The organism is Lysobacter antibioticus, from assembly GCF_001442535.1.
Taxonomy (GTDB): Bacteria; Pseudomonadota; Gammaproteobacteria; order Xanthomonadales; family Xanthomonadaceae; genus Lysobacter; species Lysobacter antibioticus.
Genome location: NZ_CP013141.1, coordinates 179436 through 196407 on the forward strand (window position 1 = coordinate 179436; position 16972 = coordinate 196407).

The following is a 16972-nucleotide window of genomic DNA, read 5'->3' on the forward strand; positions in this document are numbered from 1 at the left end:
ACCGCGGTCGCGGCGGGCCGTGCCGGAGGGCTAGCGCTTTCCGCCGAAGATGCCGCCGAGCAGGCCGCGCAGGATCTGCCGGCCGATCTGGTTGCCGACCGTGCGCGCGGTCTGCTTGGCCATGGTCTCGACCATGCCCTGGCGGCGCTTGGTGCCGAACACCGCGTCCTTGATCGACTGGCCGATGCCGCCTTCTTCCTGGTCGTCTTGCTCGCGGGTCTTGGCGGCGGGGGCGTCGGCCTGCACGGCGGCGGTCTCGGCGCGCTTGGCCAGCATTTCCGCGGCCGATTCGCGGTCGATCGAGGTGTCGTACTTCGGCCCGATCGGGCTGCCGGCACGCAACTGCGCGCGTTCGGCCTCGGTGATCGCACCCATGCGGCAGCGCGGTGGCGCCACCAGGGTGCGTTCGACCGGCATCGGCACGCCCTTGTCCTGCAGGGTCGAGACCAGCGCCTCGCCGGTGCCGAGCTGGGAGATCACCTCGGCGACCTTGAGCGCCGGATTGGGCACGAAGGTTTCGGCCGCGGTCTTGACCGCCTTCTGGTCGCGCGGGGTGAAGGCGCGTAGCGCGTGCTGCACGCGGTTGCCGAGCTGGCCGAGAATGTTGTCGGGGATGTCGTCGGGAAACTGCGAGCAGAAATACACGCCGACGCCCTTGGAGCGGATGATGCGCACGACCTGTTCGACGCGTTGCTGCAGCGCCGGCGGCGCGTCGTCGAACAACAGATGGGCCTCGTCGAACACGAACACCAATTTGGGCCGGTCGAGGTCGCCGACTTCGGGCAGTTGCTCGAACAGCTCCGACAGCAGCCACAGCAGGAAGCTCGAATACAGGCGCGGCTTGAGGATCAGCGAATCGGCGGCGAGGATGTTGATGACGCCGCGGCCGTCGCTGGTGGTGCGCATCAGGTCGTTGAGTTCCAGCGCCGGCTCGCCGAAGAAATGGGCGCCGCCTTCCTGTTCCAGGCGCAACAGCGAGCGCTGGATCGCGCCGACCGACTGGGTGCTGACCAGGCCGTAGCTGGTCGAGATGTCCTTGCGCTCGTCGGCGACCAGGCCGAGCAGGGCGCGCAGGTCTTCCAGGTCGAGCAGCAGCAGGCCGCGGTCGTCGGCGAGCTTGAACACGATGTCGAGCACGCCCGACTGGGTGTCGTTGAGTTCGAGGATGCGCGCGAGCAGGGTCGGGCCCATTTCGCTGACCGTGGTGCGCACCGGATGGCCCAGCTTGCCGAACAGGTCCCAGAACACCGTCGGGTTGCCGGCGGGGGTGAAGTCGCTGATGCCGATCTCGCCGAGGCGGGCCTGCAGCTTGTCGTTGAGGGTGCCGGGCATGGCCAGGCCGGCGACGTCGCCCTTCACGTCGGCGAGGAATACCGGCACACCCTGGCGCGAAAAGCCTTCGGCCAGCGTCATCAGGGTGACGGTCTTGCCGGTACCGGTGGCGCCGGCGACCAGGCCGTGGCGGTTGCCGAGCTTGGTGTGCAGGAACACCTGGCCGCTGTCGGGGGTGGTCACGGCCTTGCCGATCAGGATGTCGTTCTGGGTTGCGCCGGGGGTCGAAGCCATATCCGCGTCCGTGATCCATGAAGAGAAAGCGAAGGGCCGATTCTAGCGGCAGCGTCATGAGGTTCGTGAACTGTGATCCGGCCCGGCTCATGCGCCGGCGCGACCGGGGTCGCGATTCGCCGCAGACGGCGCCGGAATGAACCCGGCAAACCCGGAAAAGCCGGCGATGTCGTGTTTTCTTGCCGCGCCCGGACCCCGCCGTTACCCTGGGCCCCCGCAACAAGGACCTGCCGCACGCCACATGCCTGCTTCCCTCCGCATCCCTGGCGCACTCGCGCCGCTCGCCGCCGCGCTCGCGCTGTCCTGTCTTTCGCCCGATGCCGCCGCGCTGTCCAAGCGCGACCAGGCCGCCGTCGATGCCCTGACCCAGCGCATGCAGTCCGGCGAGGCCCGTTATCAGTCGGCCCTGGTCAAGATCCGCAACGCCGACCCGGCCGGGCGCCGCGAGAGCGATGCCGCGCTCGAGGACATGGAGGACGTGATCGCCGCCTGCATGAAGCAGAAGGGTTGCCAACTGACCACGATGCTCGCCGGCTATAAGCGCCTGCTCAAGGCCAATGCCGACGCCTCCACCGCCGCCGGCGACGAAGAAGTCGACGAAGGCGGCACGCTCGACAGCGAAGGGCTCGGCGCCGATGTGCCGGAGGCCGCGCGCGCGGCCGCGCTGCTCAGCGACGACGGCCAGCGCTTCGTCAAGATGGTCCAGTACAACCCGGCGGTGCAGGCCGGCATCCGCCGCTGGCTCACCGACATGCGCGGTTCGTTGATCCAGACCCATGAGAACTACCAGTACATGCGCCAGATGATGTGGCCGCAGTTCGAGCGCGCCGGCCTGCCGGAAGCGCTGCTGTTCGGGATCATGGCCAAGGAGTCCAACGGCAAGGTCCACGTGACCTCGCGCGCCGGCGCCGCCGGCCCCTTGCAGTTCATGTTCGCCACCGGCAAGCGCTTCGGTCTCGGCGACGACGGCAGCGGTTTCGACACCCGCTACGACCCGCGCGCTTCCTCCGAGGCCGCCGCTTCTTACTTGAACGAGCGCCTGGGCCAGCTCAACAACAGCATCGAGATGTCGCTGGCGGCCTACAACGGCGGCGAAGGCCGCGCGCTGCGCATCAACAACGCCAGCGGCGGGCGCAATTTCTGGGACGAGTCGGTCTACAACCAGTTTCCGGCCGAGACCCGCGACTACGTACCGATGGTGATCGCGGCCGCCTGGCTGTACCTGCATCCGCGCGAATACGGCCTGCGCTTCCCCCGTATCGACGCCAAGCCGGCGCCGCTGCGTCTGAGCAAGGCTACCTCGATCTACGAGCTGACCATCTGCCTGGGCAACGGCGGCACCCGCGAGGGCTATATGCGCGCCCTGCGCAACCTCAACCCGCGTTACCAGCCCAGCAGCTATCTGGCGGCCGGCACCAGCCTCAACGCCACGGTCAAGATGGTCGGCCTGTACAACCGCTGGTGCACCCAGGGCAAGCGCGCGGACCTCGCCCATACCCTGGTCATGAGCGATGCCAGCAATGCCATCGTCCGCATCGGCCCGCTGACCGTGTTGCCGTCTTCCGACGGTGCCGTCGACGGCACCCAGCCGACCACCATCGCCGCCGGCGAACTGGCCGGCCTGGCTTCGCCGCAAGCGCCGGCGAAGAAGAAGCCGGCGACGCCGCGCGACTACCGCGTGCAGCGCGGCGAAACCCTGACCGACGTCGCGCAAAAGTTCCAGTGCGACACCAAGCAGCTCGCCAAGGCCAATGGCATCAAGGCCCCGCGTTATATGGTCAAGCCGGGACAGAAGCTCAAGCTCAACGGCTGCGGGCCCTGAGCCGGCGTTGAGTCCGGAGCGAACGCATGGACGCGCCCGCCGACGAAAAAGGTTTACCGACCCAGGCGGCGTCCGCCGCCTGGGACTTGTCGCCACGTTGGCAGAGCTTCTTCGGCCGGCTTAACCTCCTGTTCGGCGCAGTTGCGACGTGATGGCTTTTTTCCCAAGCTTGGCGCGCGGGCAACCCCGCCGTGCTCGATGCCTTGGATGCGAAGCAGCCCGCGTTCTGGTACACGCCGCATCTGGTGCCGCGCCTGTGCGCCCTGGCAGCGGCACTGCGCGACGACGGGGAAGCGGCCCGCAAACGACTGGCTGTGTCGCGGCGATATGCTGAGGGAGCGGCCGATCCCTCGCTACGTACTGAAGAGGCACGTTTGCGGCGAGACATCGAGGCCTTGATCGACAACGGTCGCGTTTCGAAGCGCAGCGATCGGGAGACAGTAGCGTCTGTATGAATACCACTGCAGCGGGATCGGCTTCGAATAGAAACCCCTGGCTAGCCGCGATCGCGCTGTCGGCCGCGCTGGCGATCGCCGGCAGTTATCTGTCGCCCTGGTTGCACTATGTATTCAAGCCGCTGACCACGCTGTTGATCGTGGCGATGCTGCTCAGGCGCGGTGGCGAAGCCGAACCCGAGGCCGACCGAGGTCCGGGCTACCGGCGCGCGATCCTGGTCGGCCTGCTGCTGTCGACCCTGGGCGACGTGTTCCTGATGTTGCCGGGCGACTGGTTCGTGTTCGGGCTCGGCAGTTTTCTCTGCGCCCATATCGCCTACCTCGTGGGTTTGACCCGGCGCGCACCGTGGTTCGCCGCGGTCTGGCCGTTTCCGGCTTATGCCGCGCTCGCCGCGGCGGTGCTGTCGGTGCTGTGGCCGCATCTGCCGGGGGAACTGCGGGTTCCGGTGATCGTCTACGTGGTCGTGCTCGCGGCGATGGCGGCGCAGGCCGCCGCGGTGTGGCGCTGCCGCGCTTCGCGGGCGACCGCGCTGGCGGCCTTGGGCGGGGCGTTTTTCGTCGCCTCCGACGCGACCCTGGCCATCGACCGTTTCGCCGCACCGTTCGCGGCGTCGTCGCTGGCGGTGCTGGCGACCTACTGGATCGCCCAGACCCTGATCGCGCTGTCGGTCCGCCGCGGCTGATCGCGCTTTTGTTTTATCGCCCCGTAACCGGACCCGGGTCCGGGAATCGGTTTACTAAAGCCAGGGCGCGTGCTAAATCGCTGCGCATAGTCCGTCTGGAGTCCGTCATGCTTACAGGATGTAACCGCGCCGCCGCGGCGCTGCTGACCTTGCTGTTGTGTTCCTGCGCTTCGGCCGGGGTGCGTTTCGACGGCCAGTGGAGCTATCAGCAAAGCTGCGGCTGGAACCACACCGCCAACCTGGACCTGGCCGGTTCGGGCCCGTCCTACACCGGCAGTTGGGACGACGGCACCCGCGTCGGCGGCGACAGCGGCAAGCTCAAGGGCGAGCTGCGCGACGACAAGTTGTTCCTGCAGTTCTGCAGCGACACCGGCACGCCGGCCTGTCCGAGCTACGGCGAGGCTTCGGCCTATCTCGTGCGCGATAAGGCGACGGTGGTCTGGTACCGCAAGTTCGGCAGCGACTACAAACCGTATCTGACCTTGCACGAGGCCAAGGCTGGGCAGAAGGTGCCGAGCGACGACCAGTGCGCCGACGACGAAGCCAAAGACGACGAACCCAAAGACAACTGAGCCGCGGACCATCGAGTCCGAACAGACAGCGAAGCCGCGGGCGCTCCGGCCCGCGTCGCAGCAAGGAGGCTAGACCATGAACCAACCCGCACAGAACGACGCTGCGGCGACGCCGCCCGCCGCCCCGCCGCCGCGCGTCATGACCGACGACGAACGTCGCGCCATCGCCTATTTCGCCATCGGCGTGGGCTCCGAGGGCAGCATCGGCGGCCGCGACGTCTCCAATCACCTGTCCTTCGCCGGCAACACCGTCAATGGGGTGATGCAGCCGGTCGGCAACAGCGGCTATTCGATCGGCACCTTGCAGACCGACCTGGGCCAGCATCCGGACGTGGTGCCGTCGCTGGTCGACGCTTATCAAGGCTGGGCGCGTGCGAATCATCCCGAGCGCGTGCTCAGCGCCGCCGAACGCACCCAGACCATCGCCGACCTCGGCCGCAACGGCAACACCATCACCGCCCAGGGCGGGCGTGCGATGGACGCACGCATCGAAGGCAATCTCAACGAGTTCCTGCGTTCCGACGCCGGCGTCACCTACATCCACAACCGCGACGTCGCCCAGGCCAACGAACTGGTCAGCGGCGTCATGGCGCAGGTCAGCCAGACCGCGCTGTATCGCAACTCCACGCCTGACGACCAGGTGCGTCTGACCACGATGGTGGCCAAGGTCGAGAACCAGAGCGGCACGCGCTGGACCCCGGCGCTGCTGCGCGACATGAACAACGGCACTCACAACAATGTTGCCGACGTCAGCGGCGCGATCGATCGTTTATTGCCGAGGACCAGCGGCGACCGCGACTACATGGAGACCGGTCGCGACGCCGCGCTGCAGGGCGCGGAAGTGATGATCGCGCTGCGCAACGCCGACTCGCGCAGCCCGATGCACCAGACCTGGCAGGACGTGATGGCCAATCCCCTGGTGAATCCCAGCCAGACCGGTCAAGACGCCGCGCGCCCGCACCTGGCCGCCGAATACGACACCGCCAAGAACCTGTTCCTGCAGAAGGTCGAGGCCCCGGCCTTGATCCATGCGCTCGACCAGGGCGGGGCGTATGCCTATGGCCGTCCGCAACAGGAAGGCCAGGGCCGGGCGGGGCGGCCGACCGCCGGCCTGTACGCCTCCGGCAACGACTTCGTGGTCTGGAATCGCGACGGTAGCGGCCATTCCAATATCGGCGGCGTATGGGCGGACGTGGATCGCAACGAGTTGTCGCGGGTGCGCAATCGCGACGGCACTACCGACCTCAGTCAGACCCACAACGGCGCCACCACGCGCCTGCTGCATGTCGACCCGCATGCGCCGGTGCTACGCACCACGCCCGATCCGGCTCTGCAGCCTGCTCCGCAGCAGCCTGCTACCCAACAGCCCGGTGCGCAGACGCCGGCCACGCAGACGCCGGGCGTGCAGGTGCCGGAGGTTCAGCCGCAGGCGACCCAGCCGCATGCGAACGCGAGCGGACGTGCCGGGCCGGAAGATCCGTTGGTGCAGCAGGCGCGGGCCCAGGTCAATCAACTCGATGCCCGGCTCGGACGCACGCCGGACCAAACCAGCGAATGCATGATCTTCAGCGTCGCCTGTCTTGCCCGCCAGAACGGCTTCGAGCGCATCGACGGCGTGTTCCTGAGCCAACAGACCGAAACCCAACGGGCCGGGCAGAACGTGTTCGTGGTGCAGGGGGCGGCCAACGATCCGGCCAGCCTGCGCGCGCACATGCCGACCGCCGACGCGACCAATACGCCGGTGCAGGATTCGCAGCAGCGCCTGAGCCAGCTCGGCCCGCAGCAGGCGGCGCAACAGGAACAGCAGCAACACACGCAGCAGCAGTCGTTGCCGCCGCACGCGCGGGGCATGTAAGCCCCGCTGCGGGCGGTACCGCCGTCGCCTGGTGCGACGGCGCGGCGGTTACTACGGTTTTGCGGCTTCCGGCGCCGCCTTCGCGTCGGACGAGACCGCGTCGCGGGCTTTGTTCCACCAGCTTCCGGCGACTTCGCGGGCCTTGCCGGCGCCGTCCTTGACCGACTCGTTCAAAGGCTTCCAGGCCTGCTCCTCGGCGAAGCGCGTGGTGGTGCGCAGCACGTCCGGCCCTTCCTGCTTGACCGCTTCCCAGGTCAGCACCGCGATCAGCCGCGGCATGAAGACGAAGGAATCGACGTCGCCGCCCTTGGCTTCGACCTTGGCGATGAAACGCGCGAGTTCCTTGCGCACCGGCTCGGGGGCGCTCGGGTCCTGGCTCATGCGCTTGAGCGTGACCAGTCCGTCGCGGGTGCGGCCTTCCTGGAATGCCAGGCCGGCGCGCGGCAGCTCGCTCATCCACGGCTGCTTCAACAACTGCCCGAGCGCATCGATATGCACTTGCGCGCGGTCCCAGCGCTTTTCGGTGACCGCCAGATAGGTCAGCGCGGCGTGCAGGGTAATCACATGCGCGACTGGCGGCTGGTCCGTGCCGGGCGTCTGCGGCGCGGACCAGACTTTGTCGCTTTCGGCCTGGGCCAGTTGCGGCCATTCCAGACGCTGGAACACCACCGAGCGCAGCGAGTTCGCGGCGACGCGATCGAAGCTGCCGCAGTTGCGCGCCTCGACGATGTCGCTTTCGGCCAGGGCGATCGTGCTCTTGTCGGCGACCAGCGCGCCGTAAGCGAGCAGCACGTGCATGGCGCAGTAGTCGGCTTCGTCGAATTCGACCGGCGGCGCCTTGCCACTCCATTCCATGCCCTTGCGATAGGCGCCGATCGCGCCCGGCAAGCCGCTCTCGGACAGACGCCGATATTGGGTATAGGCCAGGCCGTCGCGCAGCTCGAGCAACTGCTCGTTCTCGCTCTTGCTGCTGCAGGCGGCGAGGGCGGCGATCAACAACAGACACGACACCCGGCGCATGGCCGGGCGATGATGGGATGGCATGGTTCCCCTCCTTGGGTGAGGTCTGCGAAGTCGCAGCGATTCAGTCGTTGCGTCGGGCCAGGGCTTCGCCCAGGCGCACCGCGGTTTCCGCGCCGAGGCCGTCGGCCAGGTTCGCCACGCCCGGCGGCAACAGCACGATCACGGTCGAGCCGTAATTGAAGCGGGCCATTTCGGCGAAACGTTCGAGCGCGATGCCCTTGCCGCGATAGTCCTTGTGCTGGACGCGATCGCCGTAGCGCGGGATCTCGACTCCGCTCCAGACCGTTTCCACGCCCGAGACCAACAGCGCGCCGACCATGACCATCGCCATCGGCCCGAAGTCGGTATCGAAGTGGCAGACCAGGCGCTCGTTGCGGGCGAACAGGCGCGGCACGTTGCGCACCGCGTCCGGGCCGACGCTGAACAAGCGGCCCGGCACGTGCACGGTTTCGCGCAGGGTGCCCGCCCAGGGCATGTGCACGCGGTGATAGTCCTTCGGCGACAGATAGACCGTGGCGAACACGCCGTCGCGGAACGGCGCGGCCGCGGCTTCGTCGCCGCCGAGCAGTTCGGTCGCGGTGAACGACTGGCCCTTGGCCTGGAAGATCTCGCCGGCGCGGATCGGCCCGCACTGGCTGATACGGCCGTCGGCCGGCATCAACAAAGTGCGCGGATCGGCCTCGGGCACGCGCGCGCCGGGCTTGAGCGCGCGGGTGAAGAAGGCGTTGAAAGTCGGATAGGCCTGCGGATCGGGCTCGGCGGCTTCGCCGAGATTCACGCCGAACTTGCGCGTGACCGTATCGATCAGCCACTGCTTGACGCGTGGATTGGAGGAATAGGCCAGCGAGCGCGCGATCGAGGACAGCGCGCGGTGCGGCAGGGCATAGGTCAGGGTGGTGACGAGACTCACGGGGTCTTGGCTTCGGTCAGTGCGGCGAGGTCGGCGGCGATGGCGTTCGGGTCCAGCGGCGGTCGGATCAGGCCGGCCATGCGGCCCTGCGGGTCGAGCACGGCCATGCTGGCGCTGTGGTCCATCGTGTACTGGTCGGCGGGCGCGCCGTCGGGCGCCGGCACCTTGCCGAACACCATGCCGAGCGACTTGGTGAAGGTCTCCAGCGCCGGGATGTCGGCGGTTGCCGCCAGGGTGTCCTTGTGGAAGCCATGGGCGTATTCGCCGATGCGGTCGGGCGGATCGCGCTCCGGGTCGACCGAGACGAACAACACCCGCGGGCGGGTGGATTCGGGAATCGAGTCCCACTGCTTCTGCGCCACTGACAGCTCGGCCAGGGTGGTCGGGCAGACGTCGGGGCAGTGGGTGAAGCCGAGGAAGACCAGAGTCCAGTGGCCCTTGAGTTCGCCGGGAATGAGCTGGGTGCCGTCGGACTGGCGCAGCGAGAACGCGGGCAGGGTGCGCGGCGGCTCGAACAGGCGCACCGCCTTGGTCTGCGGCCAGGGCGAATGGCGGACGCTGCCGAAGTACTGCCTGGAGGCCCACAGGCCGGCCGCGGCGGCGAGCGCGGCGACCAGGATGATGGCGGTGGTGCGATTGAACATGGCGATTCCGTCTGTTGCGCCGGGGGATGATACCGGGCGGGGAGCGGGCTGGTTTGTCGAGGGCCGGCGAGGGGCTGGGAGTCGGGAACCAGGGGCGGAGGGAGCGGGAGCTAAGGGGGGCAGGGGGGGCTCTTGCTCTTGCCGAACCCCGAGTCCCGAGTCCCCAGAGCCCCGGGAGAGTCCCGAGCCCCAAGCCCACCCGCTATACTGCGCGCCTTGTTTTGCCCTGGACCCGCCGTGCCCGCTTCCGCCTCCTTCGAACAGCTGACCCTCGTCGACCTGATCCGCTACGGCGCCAGCCGCTTCGGCGCGGCCGGGCTGACCTTCGGCCACAGCTACGACAACGCGCTCGACGAGGCCACCCAGTTGGTCCTGCATGCGCTGCACCTGCCGCACGACCTGAGCCCGGTCTACGGCGCCGGCCGCGTGACCAGCGAAGAAAAGGCCAAGGTGCTGGAACTGTTCGAACGCCGCGTCAACGAGCGCATTCCGGCCGCCTATCTGACCGGCGAGGCCTGGTTCGCCGGCCTGAGCTTCAAGAGCGACCGCCGCGCCCTGGTGCCGCGTTCGCCGATCGCCGAATTGATCGAGTCGGGCTTCGAGCCCTGGCTCGGCGGCCGCGAGGTCGAGCGCGCGCTCGATCTGTGCACCGGTTCGGGCTGCATCGCCATCGCCACAGCGCATTACCACCCCGATTGGCAGGTGGTCGGCGCGGACATCAACGACGACGCGCTGTCGCTGGCCACCGAGAACAAGGCCCGCCTGCACGCCGACAATGTCGAGCTGCGCAAGTCCGATCTGTTCAAGGGGCTGCAGGGCGAGGTCTTCGATCTGATCGTGACCAATCCGCCCTACGTCACCAACGACGAGACCGACGCGCTGCCGAAGGAATACTCCTACGAGCCGGAGCTCGGTCTGCGCGCCGGCGACGACGGCCTGGACCTGGCGCTGAAGATCCTGCGCGACGCGCCCGATCACCTCAGCGAGCACGGTCTGCTGATCTGCGAAGTCGGCGAGGCCGAACGCGCCCTGGTCGAGCTGCTGCCGCAATTGCCGCTGGCCTGGGTCGAGTTCAAGGTCGGCCAAATGGGCATCTTCGTGGCCGAGCGCCACGACCTCGTCGAACACCACGACGACATCAAACGACTCGCCGACGCGCGCGGCTGAGCGTGCGTCGGCGGCCGGTGGCGGGCGACGCGACGCGTCCCCGCAGCGCCTGAACGCTGATCCAGCACGCATCAGGCGCCAGACCGACCGGAATCCGCAAGCGCCCCGCGGCGTCTGCGTTGGTTCGTGCAGGCGCGCGGATACTCCGGCGTAGGGTCGCCGGTCACCTCGCCGACCACTGCGCCGTACTGCGGCCTCGCTCATCGTTGCAGCGGAAACCTGCGCCGTCGGCTATGGTGGACGACGTAGGTCGCGTCGGCAGTTCGCGCGAGATCGGTGTCTACGACACACGCCACAGCATCGGTTTTTCCTCACATTCGGGGGAATTCGAGATGAGGCGCGAGTCGCAGGCGATGCGTGTCGCCGTCGCATGCCCGCGCGGTCGGCCGGCATAGAATCCGCTGTCCTCGACGCCGTCGCCCTGCGATTCGCGAAGCCGCGCGTCACCGCTGCGTCATACCATCGGCGTAGGCAGGTGGCTGCGTCCGGCGCGCATCGCGATGGCGTCGGCGCAAGACGCACCCCTGCCGCCGCGCATCGGCACGGGCGCTTCGCGCAAGCGACGCTCGCACCGACTCCGCGCACCCCCCACGCCGGACGAGACCGGCACGCATCAGGACTTCGATCAGTGGCCAGCAACAGCTTTGGAAAGCTTTTCACGGTGACGACCTTCGGCGAGAGCCACGGTCCGGCGATCGGTTGCGTGATCGACGGCTGCCCGCCGGGCCTGGAAATCGCGCCGGAAGAATTCCGCCGCGACCTCGACCGCCGCGCCACCGGGCGCACCCGCCACACTTCGCAGCGCCAGGAAAGCGACGACATCGAGATTCTCAGCGGCGTCTACCAGGGCCGCACCACCGGCACGCCGATCGCCCTGGTCATCCGCAACACCGACGCCCGCAGCAAGGACTACGGCTCGATCGCCGAACAGTTCCGCCCCGGCCACGCCGACTACACCTATTGGCAGAAGTACGGCCTGCGCGATCCGCGCGGCGGCGGGCGTTCGTCGGCGCGCGAAACCACCATGCGCGTCGCCGCCGGCGTGATCGCCAAGAAGTGGCTGGCCGAGCGCTATGGCGTGACCGTGCGCGGTTTCATGTCGCAGATCGGCGAAATCGTGCCGAACGCCTATGACTTGTCGGCGGTCGAGGAAAACCCGTTCTTCTGGCCCGCCGCCGACCAGGTCGGCGAGCTGGAAACCTACATGGACGCGCTGCGCAAGTCCGGCGACTCGGTCGGCGCGCGCGTCGACGTGGTCGCCGACGGCCTGCCGCCGGGCTGGGGCGAGCCGATCTACGGCAAGCTCGACGGCGACCTCGCCGCGGCCCTGATGAGCATCAACGCGGTCAAGGGCGTGGAGATCGGCGACGGCTTCGCGGTCGTGGCGTCCAAGGGCAGCGAGCATCGCGACCAGCTCTCGCGCTCCGGCTTCGCCAGCAACCATGCCGGCGGCATCCTCGGCGGCATCAGCACCGGTCAGCAACTGCGTTGCTCGACCGCGTTCAAGCCGACCTCGAGCCTGCGCCTGCCGGTGCGCAGCGTCGACATCCACGGCAACGAGGTCGAGGTGGTTACCACCGGCCGCCACGACCCCTGCGTCGGCATCCGCGCCACCCCGATCTGCGAAGCCATGGTCGCGCTGGTGCTGGTCGACCAGGCCCTGCGCCATCGCGCCCAGTGCGGCGACGTCGGCGTGGTCAGCCCGCGCATCCCGGCCCAGTTGGAGCTCGATGCCGATGCCTGAGCGGCCACGGGTCTGGGTTTCGCAACCGTTGTTCGACGACGTCGTCGCGCGCCTGGGCGAGCATTTCGACGTCGTCGCGACCGCGCGCGTGACCCAGCACGGCCCGGAGGCGATCGCCGCGGCGCTGCGCGAGGCCGACGGCGCCCTGGTCACGCTCAACGACCCGATCGGCGCGGCGCAGGTCGCCGGCGCCGGCCGCCTGCGTGCGATCGCCAACGTCGGGGTGGGCTACAACAACCTCGACCTGCCGGCGCTGAGCGCGGCCGGCGTGCTGGTCACCAACACGCCGGACGTGCTGACCGAGACCACCGCCGACTTCGGCTGGGCCTTGATGATGGCCGCGGCTCGACGGATCAGCGAGGCCGAGCACTGGTTGCGCGAAGGCCATTGGCGGCAGTGGAGTTTCGATTCGCTGCTCGGCGGCGACGTGCACGGCACGACCCTGGGCATCCTCGGCATGGGCCGCATCGGCCAGGCCATCGCGCGCCGCGCCGCCGGCTTCCGCATGCGCGTGCTGTACCACAACCGCAGCCGCCTGCCCGAAGCGGTCGAACGCGAGACGGCCGCGAGCTACGTCGGTTTCGAGGAATTGCTGACACGTGCCGATCACCTGATCCTGGTGCTGCCGTACTCGCCGCAGTCGCATCACCTGATCGACGCCGCCGCGCTGGCGCGGATGCAGCCGCACGCGACCCTGACCAACATCGCCCGCGGCGGCATCGTCGACGAAGACGCGCTCGCCGATGCGCTCGAACACGGGCGCTTGGCCGCGGCCGGGCTCGACGTGTTCGAGGGCGAGCCGGCGCTCAATCCGCGCCTGCTCGCCCTGCGCAACGTGGTGCTGACCCCGCATATCGCCAGCGGCAGCCTCGCCACCCGGCGCGCGATGGTGGCGCTGGCGGTGGACAATCTGATCGCGGCGCTGGGCTATGGGCCCGACGCCGGCCGGCCGCCGTCGCCGCTGAACGCCGCGCAGCTCGCCGAGCGCGCCGGCGCCGACGGCCGCACAATGGGCGCACAGGGCGCGCGATGAAGACGCAGCCCGCGCTCCTGCTTTTCCGGTGCCTTGCGCACCGACCCGAGCAACATCCGCCGGAAATGGGTCCGGCGGCCCCCACTAGTCAGGTAAATAGGAACAGATGAACGCCAAGACGTCCTGCAATGTCGCTGTCGTCGGTGCCACCGGCGCAGTCGGTGAAACCATGCTGAAGGTGCTGGCCGAGCGCAAATTCCCGATCGGTCAGCTGCATGTGTTGGCGAGCGAACGCTCGGCGGGCGAGAAAATCCAGTTCGACGGCAAAACCATCGTGGTCCAGGACCTGGCGAAATTCGATCCGAGCGGCGTCGATATCGCGCTGTTCTCGGCCGGCGGTTCGGTGTCCAAGGAATACGCGCCGAAGTTCGCCGCGGCCGGTGCGGTGGTGATCGACAACTCCTCCGCGTTCCGCTACCAGGACGACGTGCCGCTGGTGGTCAGCGAGGTCAATCCGGAAGCGGCCAAGCGCCGCCCGCTCGGCATCATCGCCAATCCGAACTGCTCGACCATGCAGTTGATGGTCGCGTTGGCGCCGATCCACCGCAAGGCGAAGCTCGAACGCATCAACATCGCCACCTACCAGTCGGTGTCCGGCACCGGCAAGCGCGCGATGGAAGAGCTCGGCAAGCAGACCGCGGCGCTGTTGAACTTCCAGGAAGCCAAGGCCGAGGTCTATCCGGTGCAGATCGCCTTCAACGTGATCCCGCACGGCGGCGACTTCACCGACAACGGCTACACCACCGAAGAGATGAAGCTGGTCTGGGAGACCCGCAAGATCCTCGGCGACGACAGCATCGGCGTGAATGCGACGGTGGTGCGGGTGCCGGTGTTCTACGGCCACTCCGAAGCGGTGCACATCGAGACCCGCGACAAGCTCAGCGCCGTCGACGCGCGCGCGCTGCTCGAGCAGGCGCCGGGCCTGGTGGTGGTCGACGACCCGGTCGGCGGCGGATATCCGACGCCGGTCACGCACGCTTCGGGACGCGATCCGGTTTTCGTCGGCCGCATCCGCGACGACATCTCGCATCCGCGCGGTTTGTCGCTGTGGGTGGTGTCCGACAACATCCGCAAGGGCGCGGCGACCAATGCCGTGCAACTGGCCGAGTTGGTCTGGAACGAAGGCTGAGCCCCGCAGCGCAATGAAGTGAAGTACGGATCGGGCCCTGCGGGGCCCGATTCGTTTGCGAAGCCCGTTGCGCCGCCCGTTTGGCGGCATTCGTTTGCGCTGGGGCGCGCGCCCGGGCCGATATCGCGATCTGCGGGGCGATGGCGCTGGCGTGGACCCGTCGATGTGGTGCACTCTGCGCAGATACGGGTTCCTGTCGATGCGCAGGGCGTCGGGCCGAGTCGGTTCAGGTGATCGAACACCGAGTCGAAGGCCGAATCGATGGCCGACCTTCATCGCCGCGTTGCGCATTCCGCCCGCCGACCGCTAGAGTCGCCGCCTGACCAGGGTAATGGGATCGTCTGTGAGATCAGGTTTCGCACGCACAGCATTGGCTCTCGCGTTGGCTCTGGCCAGTGGGGCGGCCGGTGCGCTCGGTCTGGGACAGATCGAGGTCAAATCGCGCGCGGGCCAGCCCTTGCTGGCCGAGATCCCGGTTATTTCCAGCGACAGCAACGAGCTGGCGCAGTTGCGCGCCGGGCTGGCGTCGCCGGAAACCTTCCAACGCATCGGCCTGGAGCCGCCGCAGGGCATAGTCACCGACCTGCGTTTCGTGCTCGCCCTGGACAACGCCGGCAAGCCGGTGATCCGGGTCACCAGCACCCAGCCGGTCAATCAGCCGCTGCTGACTTTCCTGATCGAAGTCGATTGGGGGCAGGGCCGCCTGACCCGCGAATACTCGGCCTTGCTCGACGCGCCGCGCACGGTGTCCGCGCCGATGCAGCCGCCGATCCAGGCCCCGACCGGCGCCGCCGCCAACACCATCGAGCGTCCGCTCGATGCGCCGCTGCCGTTCGGTGCGCAGCCGCAGGCGACCGATCCGCTGGCGGTGGAGAACCAGCTCGACCGTTACGACCCGGGCAGTGCGATCACCGCGGCACCGCCGCAGGCGGCGCCCGAGCCTATCCCGGTCCAGCCCAACCCGGTACCGCAGGCCGAGCCTGCGAACGCAGGCCGCATCCCGCAGGCGCCGCGCGAGCCGCGCCCGGTGGCGGCCGCGCCGAGCGTCGGCGCCGACGGCGAGATCACCGTCGAGCGCGGCCAGACCCTGTCGGCGATCGCCGCCGGCGTGGCCGGCGAGAACACCCTCAACCAGACCATGATCGCGCTGCTGCGGGCCAATCCCGAGGCCTTCATCGGCGGCAACATCAACCGCTTGCGGCAGGGCGCGGTGCTGCGTCTGCCGCCGGGCAACCAACTCGACGCCATCGATCCGCGCGAAGCCAGCGAGCTGGTGCGGGTGCAGGTCCAACAATGGCGCCAGGCGCGGCAGCCGGTTCCGCAGCCGATCAGCCTGGAGTCCGACGCCGTCGCGAAAACGCCGGTGGCACCGGCCGCGCAGAGCGGCGCGGCCTCGCGCAGCAACGACGCGCGTCTTGAAATCGTCCCGCCGGGGGCCAGCCAAGCCACCCAGGCGGGCGCACAGTCCGGCATCAGCGCCGGAGGCGAGGGCAGCATGGTTCGACAGGAGATTCAGCAGGCCAACGAGGTCATCGCCGCGCGCGATGCCGAACTGGCCGACCTCAAGAGCCGCGTCGCCGAGCTGGAGCAGTTGCAGACGCAGCAGCAGAAGCTCATCGCGATGAAGGACAGCGAACTGGCCGCGAGCCAGCAGCGGCTGGCCGAAAACCAGTCCCGCAGCGAGGGCGGCTCGCCCTTGCCGTGGGTGTTCGGCAGCCTGGGCGTACTGGCCTTGCTGATCGGCGGCTGGGTACTGAGCCGCCGCGAACCCAAGAAGCCGAGCTTCCGCGCGCCGGCGTCGGCGGCGGATGCGCCGAGCCGTGGCGGCAGCCAGGACCGTGCCGCGGCCGATTCCGCCTCGAGCGATTCGGGCGACTCGCTGCGCCGCCGTCCGGACCCCGCCGCGGCCCTGGTCGACCCGGTCGCGCAATTGATCGGCGAACCCGAGGCCGACCGCGCCGCGACCGCCGAACCGATCGCCGCGCCGTTCTGGACCGCGCCCAAGACCGAACCGCGCAGCGGCGCGAAAGTGCCGACCTGGCACGCCGCCGAGGCCGGTAGCGCCCGTTCGCCCGCCGACACCGGCGCAGGCGCGGCGCGGATCGAGCCGGCGGCGACGCCGATCCCCGAATTCGTCGCCACGCCGGTGCTCGATCCGAACCTGGCCGGCAGCAACGCCCAGGCGGCGACCGCACCGGGCCAGGAGCGCATCGAGCTGGCCCGCGCCTACCTCGACCTCGGCGACGAAAGCAGCGCCCGCCAGCTGCTCGGCGAGGTGTTGATCAACGGCGACCACGCGGCGCGCCAACAGGCCGCGCGCCTGCTGCGCGAACTCGAATCCCAGAGTTGAGCCGCGCCAGTACGCGACC

Annotated in this window: 15 protein-coding genes; 11 read left to right on the forward strand and 4 right to left on the reverse strand. The window is 68.9% G+C overall.

What is annotated here, in order from left to right:
- Positions 1–30: 30 nt before the first annotated feature.
- Positions 31–1566 (reverse strand): helicase HerA-like domain-containing protein, encoded by a 1536-nt coding sequence (locus tag GLA29479_RS00750; protein ID WP_057970482.1) that lies wholly within the window; start codon positions 1564–1566, stop codon positions 31–33.
- Positions 1567–1807: 241 nt separating this feature from the next.
- Here GLA29479_RS00750 and GLA29479_RS00755 point away from each other — a divergent pair, with 241 nt between their 5' ends.
- The 6 genes from GLA29479_RS00755 to GLA29479_RS00770 all read left to right on the forward strand — a co-directional run bounded on the left by GLA29479_RS00755 (position 1808) and on the right by GLA29479_RS00770 (position 6953).
- Entirely contained in the window at positions 1808–3388 is a 1581-nt protein-coding gene (locus GLA29479_RS00755; protein WP_057970483.1) for a transglycosylase SLT domain-containing protein, read from the forward strand.
- 26 nt (positions 3389–3414) lie between these two features.
- Positions 3415–3540, forward strand: coding sequence for a hypothetical protein (locus tag GLA29479_RS25910; RefSeq protein WP_257720574.1), 126 nt, complete (start codon positions 3415–3417; stop codon positions 3538–3540).
- 39 nt (positions 3541–3579) lie between these two features.
- The gene (locus GLA29479_RS24160; RefSeq protein ID WP_144436273.1) at positions 3580–3843 is read left to right on the forward strand and encodes a hypothetical protein; all 264 of its coding nucleotides are present in this window, start codon (positions 3580–3582) and stop codon (positions 3841–3843) included.
- The gene (locus GLA29479_RS00760; protein WP_057970484.1) at positions 3840–4526 is read left to right on the forward strand and encodes a lysoplasmalogenase; all 687 of its coding nucleotides are present in this window, start codon (positions 3840–3842) and stop codon (positions 4524–4526) included. The genes GLA29479_RS24160 and GLA29479_RS00760 overlap by 4 nt, the downstream gene beginning before the upstream one ends.
- Before the next feature lie 107 nt (positions 4527–4633).
- Positions 4634–5098: a hypothetical protein gene (locus GLA29479_RS00765; RefSeq protein ID WP_057970485.1), complete on the forward strand. Its 465-nt coding sequence runs from the start codon at positions 4634–4636 to the stop codon at positions 5096–5098.
- Between the two features lie 76 nt (positions 5099–5174).
- A complete protein-coding gene (locus tag GLA29479_RS00770) occupies positions 5175–6953 on the forward strand; it encodes an XVIPCD domain-containing protein (protein WP_057970486.1) in 1779 nt (592 codons plus the stop codon).
- 51 nt (positions 6954–7004) lie between these two features.
- Here GLA29479_RS00770 and GLA29479_RS00775 read toward each other — a convergent pair whose 3' ends face one another.
- From GLA29479_RS00775 to GLA29479_RS00785, 3 genes are read right to left on the reverse strand one after another with little or no spacing between them, the layout of a single operon-like run.
- The gene (locus GLA29479_RS00775) at positions 7005–7997 is read right to left on the reverse strand and encodes a hypothetical protein (protein ID WP_144436274.1); all 993 of its coding nucleotides are present in this window, start codon (positions 7995–7997) and stop codon (positions 7005–7007) included.
- Between the two features lie 40 nt (positions 7998–8037).
- Complete coding sequence (asd, locus tag GLA29479_RS00780; RefSeq protein WP_057918267.1) at positions 8038–8886, reverse strand: archaetidylserine decarboxylase; 849 nt, start codon at positions 8884–8886, stop codon at positions 8038–8040.
- Entirely contained in the window at positions 8883–9530 is a 648-nt protein-coding gene (locus GLA29479_RS00785) for an SCO family protein (protein ID WP_057970488.1), read from the reverse strand. The genes asd and GLA29479_RS00785 overlap by 4 nt, the downstream gene beginning before the upstream one ends.
- A 237-nt stretch (positions 9531–9767) precedes the next feature.
- Between GLA29479_RS00785 and prmB the strand changes: the two genes are divergently transcribed.
- The 5 genes from prmB (at position 9768) to GLA29479_RS00810 (ending at position 16953) form a co-directional block, all read left to right on the forward strand.
- Positions 9768–10697, forward strand: coding sequence for a 50S ribosomal protein L3 N(5)-glutamine methyltransferase (gene prmB, locus GLA29479_RS00790; protein ID WP_057918265.1), 930 nt, complete (start codon positions 9768–9770; stop codon positions 10695–10697).
- A gap of 628 nt (positions 10698–11325) precedes the next feature.
- Positions 11326–12441, forward strand: coding sequence for a chorismate synthase (aroC, locus tag GLA29479_RS00795; protein WP_057970489.1), 1116 nt, complete (start codon positions 11326–11328; stop codon positions 12439–12441).
- Positions 12428–13474, forward strand: a complete 1047-nt coding sequence (locus tag GLA29479_RS00800; protein ID WP_057918263.1) for a 2-hydroxyacid dehydrogenase — start codon at positions 12428–12430, stop codon at positions 13472–13474. Before aroC ends, GLA29479_RS00800 begins: the two co-directional genes overlap by 14 nt.
- 106 nt (positions 13475–13580) lie before the next feature.
- Positions 13581–14603: an aspartate-semialdehyde dehydrogenase gene (locus GLA29479_RS00805; protein ID WP_057918262.1), complete on the forward strand. Its 1023-nt coding sequence runs from the start codon at positions 13581–13583 to the stop codon at positions 14601–14603.
- A gap of 382 nt (positions 14604–14985) precedes the next feature.
- A complete protein-coding gene (locus tag GLA29479_RS00810) occupies positions 14986–16953 on the forward strand; it encodes a motility hub landmark protein FimV (RefSeq protein WP_057970490.1) in 1968 nt (655 codons plus the stop codon).
- The last annotated feature ends 19 nt before the right edge of the window (positions 16954–16972 follow it).

Excerpts from the sequence above, each read along its gene's own strand:
- GLA29479_RS00750 (WP_057970482.1), bottom strand. The coding sequence starts at position 1,566 with ATGGCTTCGACCCCCGGCGCAACCCAGAACGACATCCTGATCGGCAAG.
- GLA29479_RS00755 (WP_057970483.1), top strand. The coding sequence starts at position 1,808 with ATGCCTGCTTCCCTCCGCATCCCTGGCGCACTCGCGCCGCTCGCCGCC.
- GLA29479_RS25910 (WP_257720574.1), top strand. The coding sequence starts at position 3,415 with ATGGACGCGCCCGCCGACGAAAAAGGTTTACCGACCCAGGCGGCGTCC.
- GLA29479_RS00760 (WP_057970484.1), top strand. The coding sequence starts at position 3,840 with ATGAATACCACTGCAGCGGGATCGGCTTCGAATAGAAACCCCTGGCTA.
- GLA29479_RS00765 (WP_057970485.1), top strand. The coding sequence starts at position 4,634 with ATGCTTACAGGATGTAACCGCGCCGCCGCGGCGCTGCTGACCTTGCTG.
- GLA29479_RS00770 (WP_057970486.1), top strand. The coding sequence starts at position 5,175 with ATGAACCAACCCGCACAGAACGACGCTGCGGCGACGCCGCCCGCCGCC.
- GLA29479_RS00775 (WP_144436274.1), bottom strand. The coding sequence starts at position 7,997 with ATGCCATCCCATCATCGCCCGGCCATGCGCCGGGTGTCGTGTCTGTTG.
- GLA29479_RS00785 (WP_057970488.1), bottom strand. The coding sequence starts at position 9,530 with ATGTTCAATCGCACCACCGCCATCATCCTGGTCGCCGCGCTCGCCGCC.
- GLA29479_RS00800 (WP_057918263.1), top strand. The coding sequence starts at position 12,428 with ATGCCGATGCCTGAGCGGCCACGGGTCTGGGTTTCGCAACCGTTGTTC.
- GLA29479_RS00805 (WP_057918262.1), top strand. The coding sequence starts at position 13,581 with ATGAACGCCAAGACGTCCTGCAATGTCGCTGTCGTCGGTGCCACCGGC.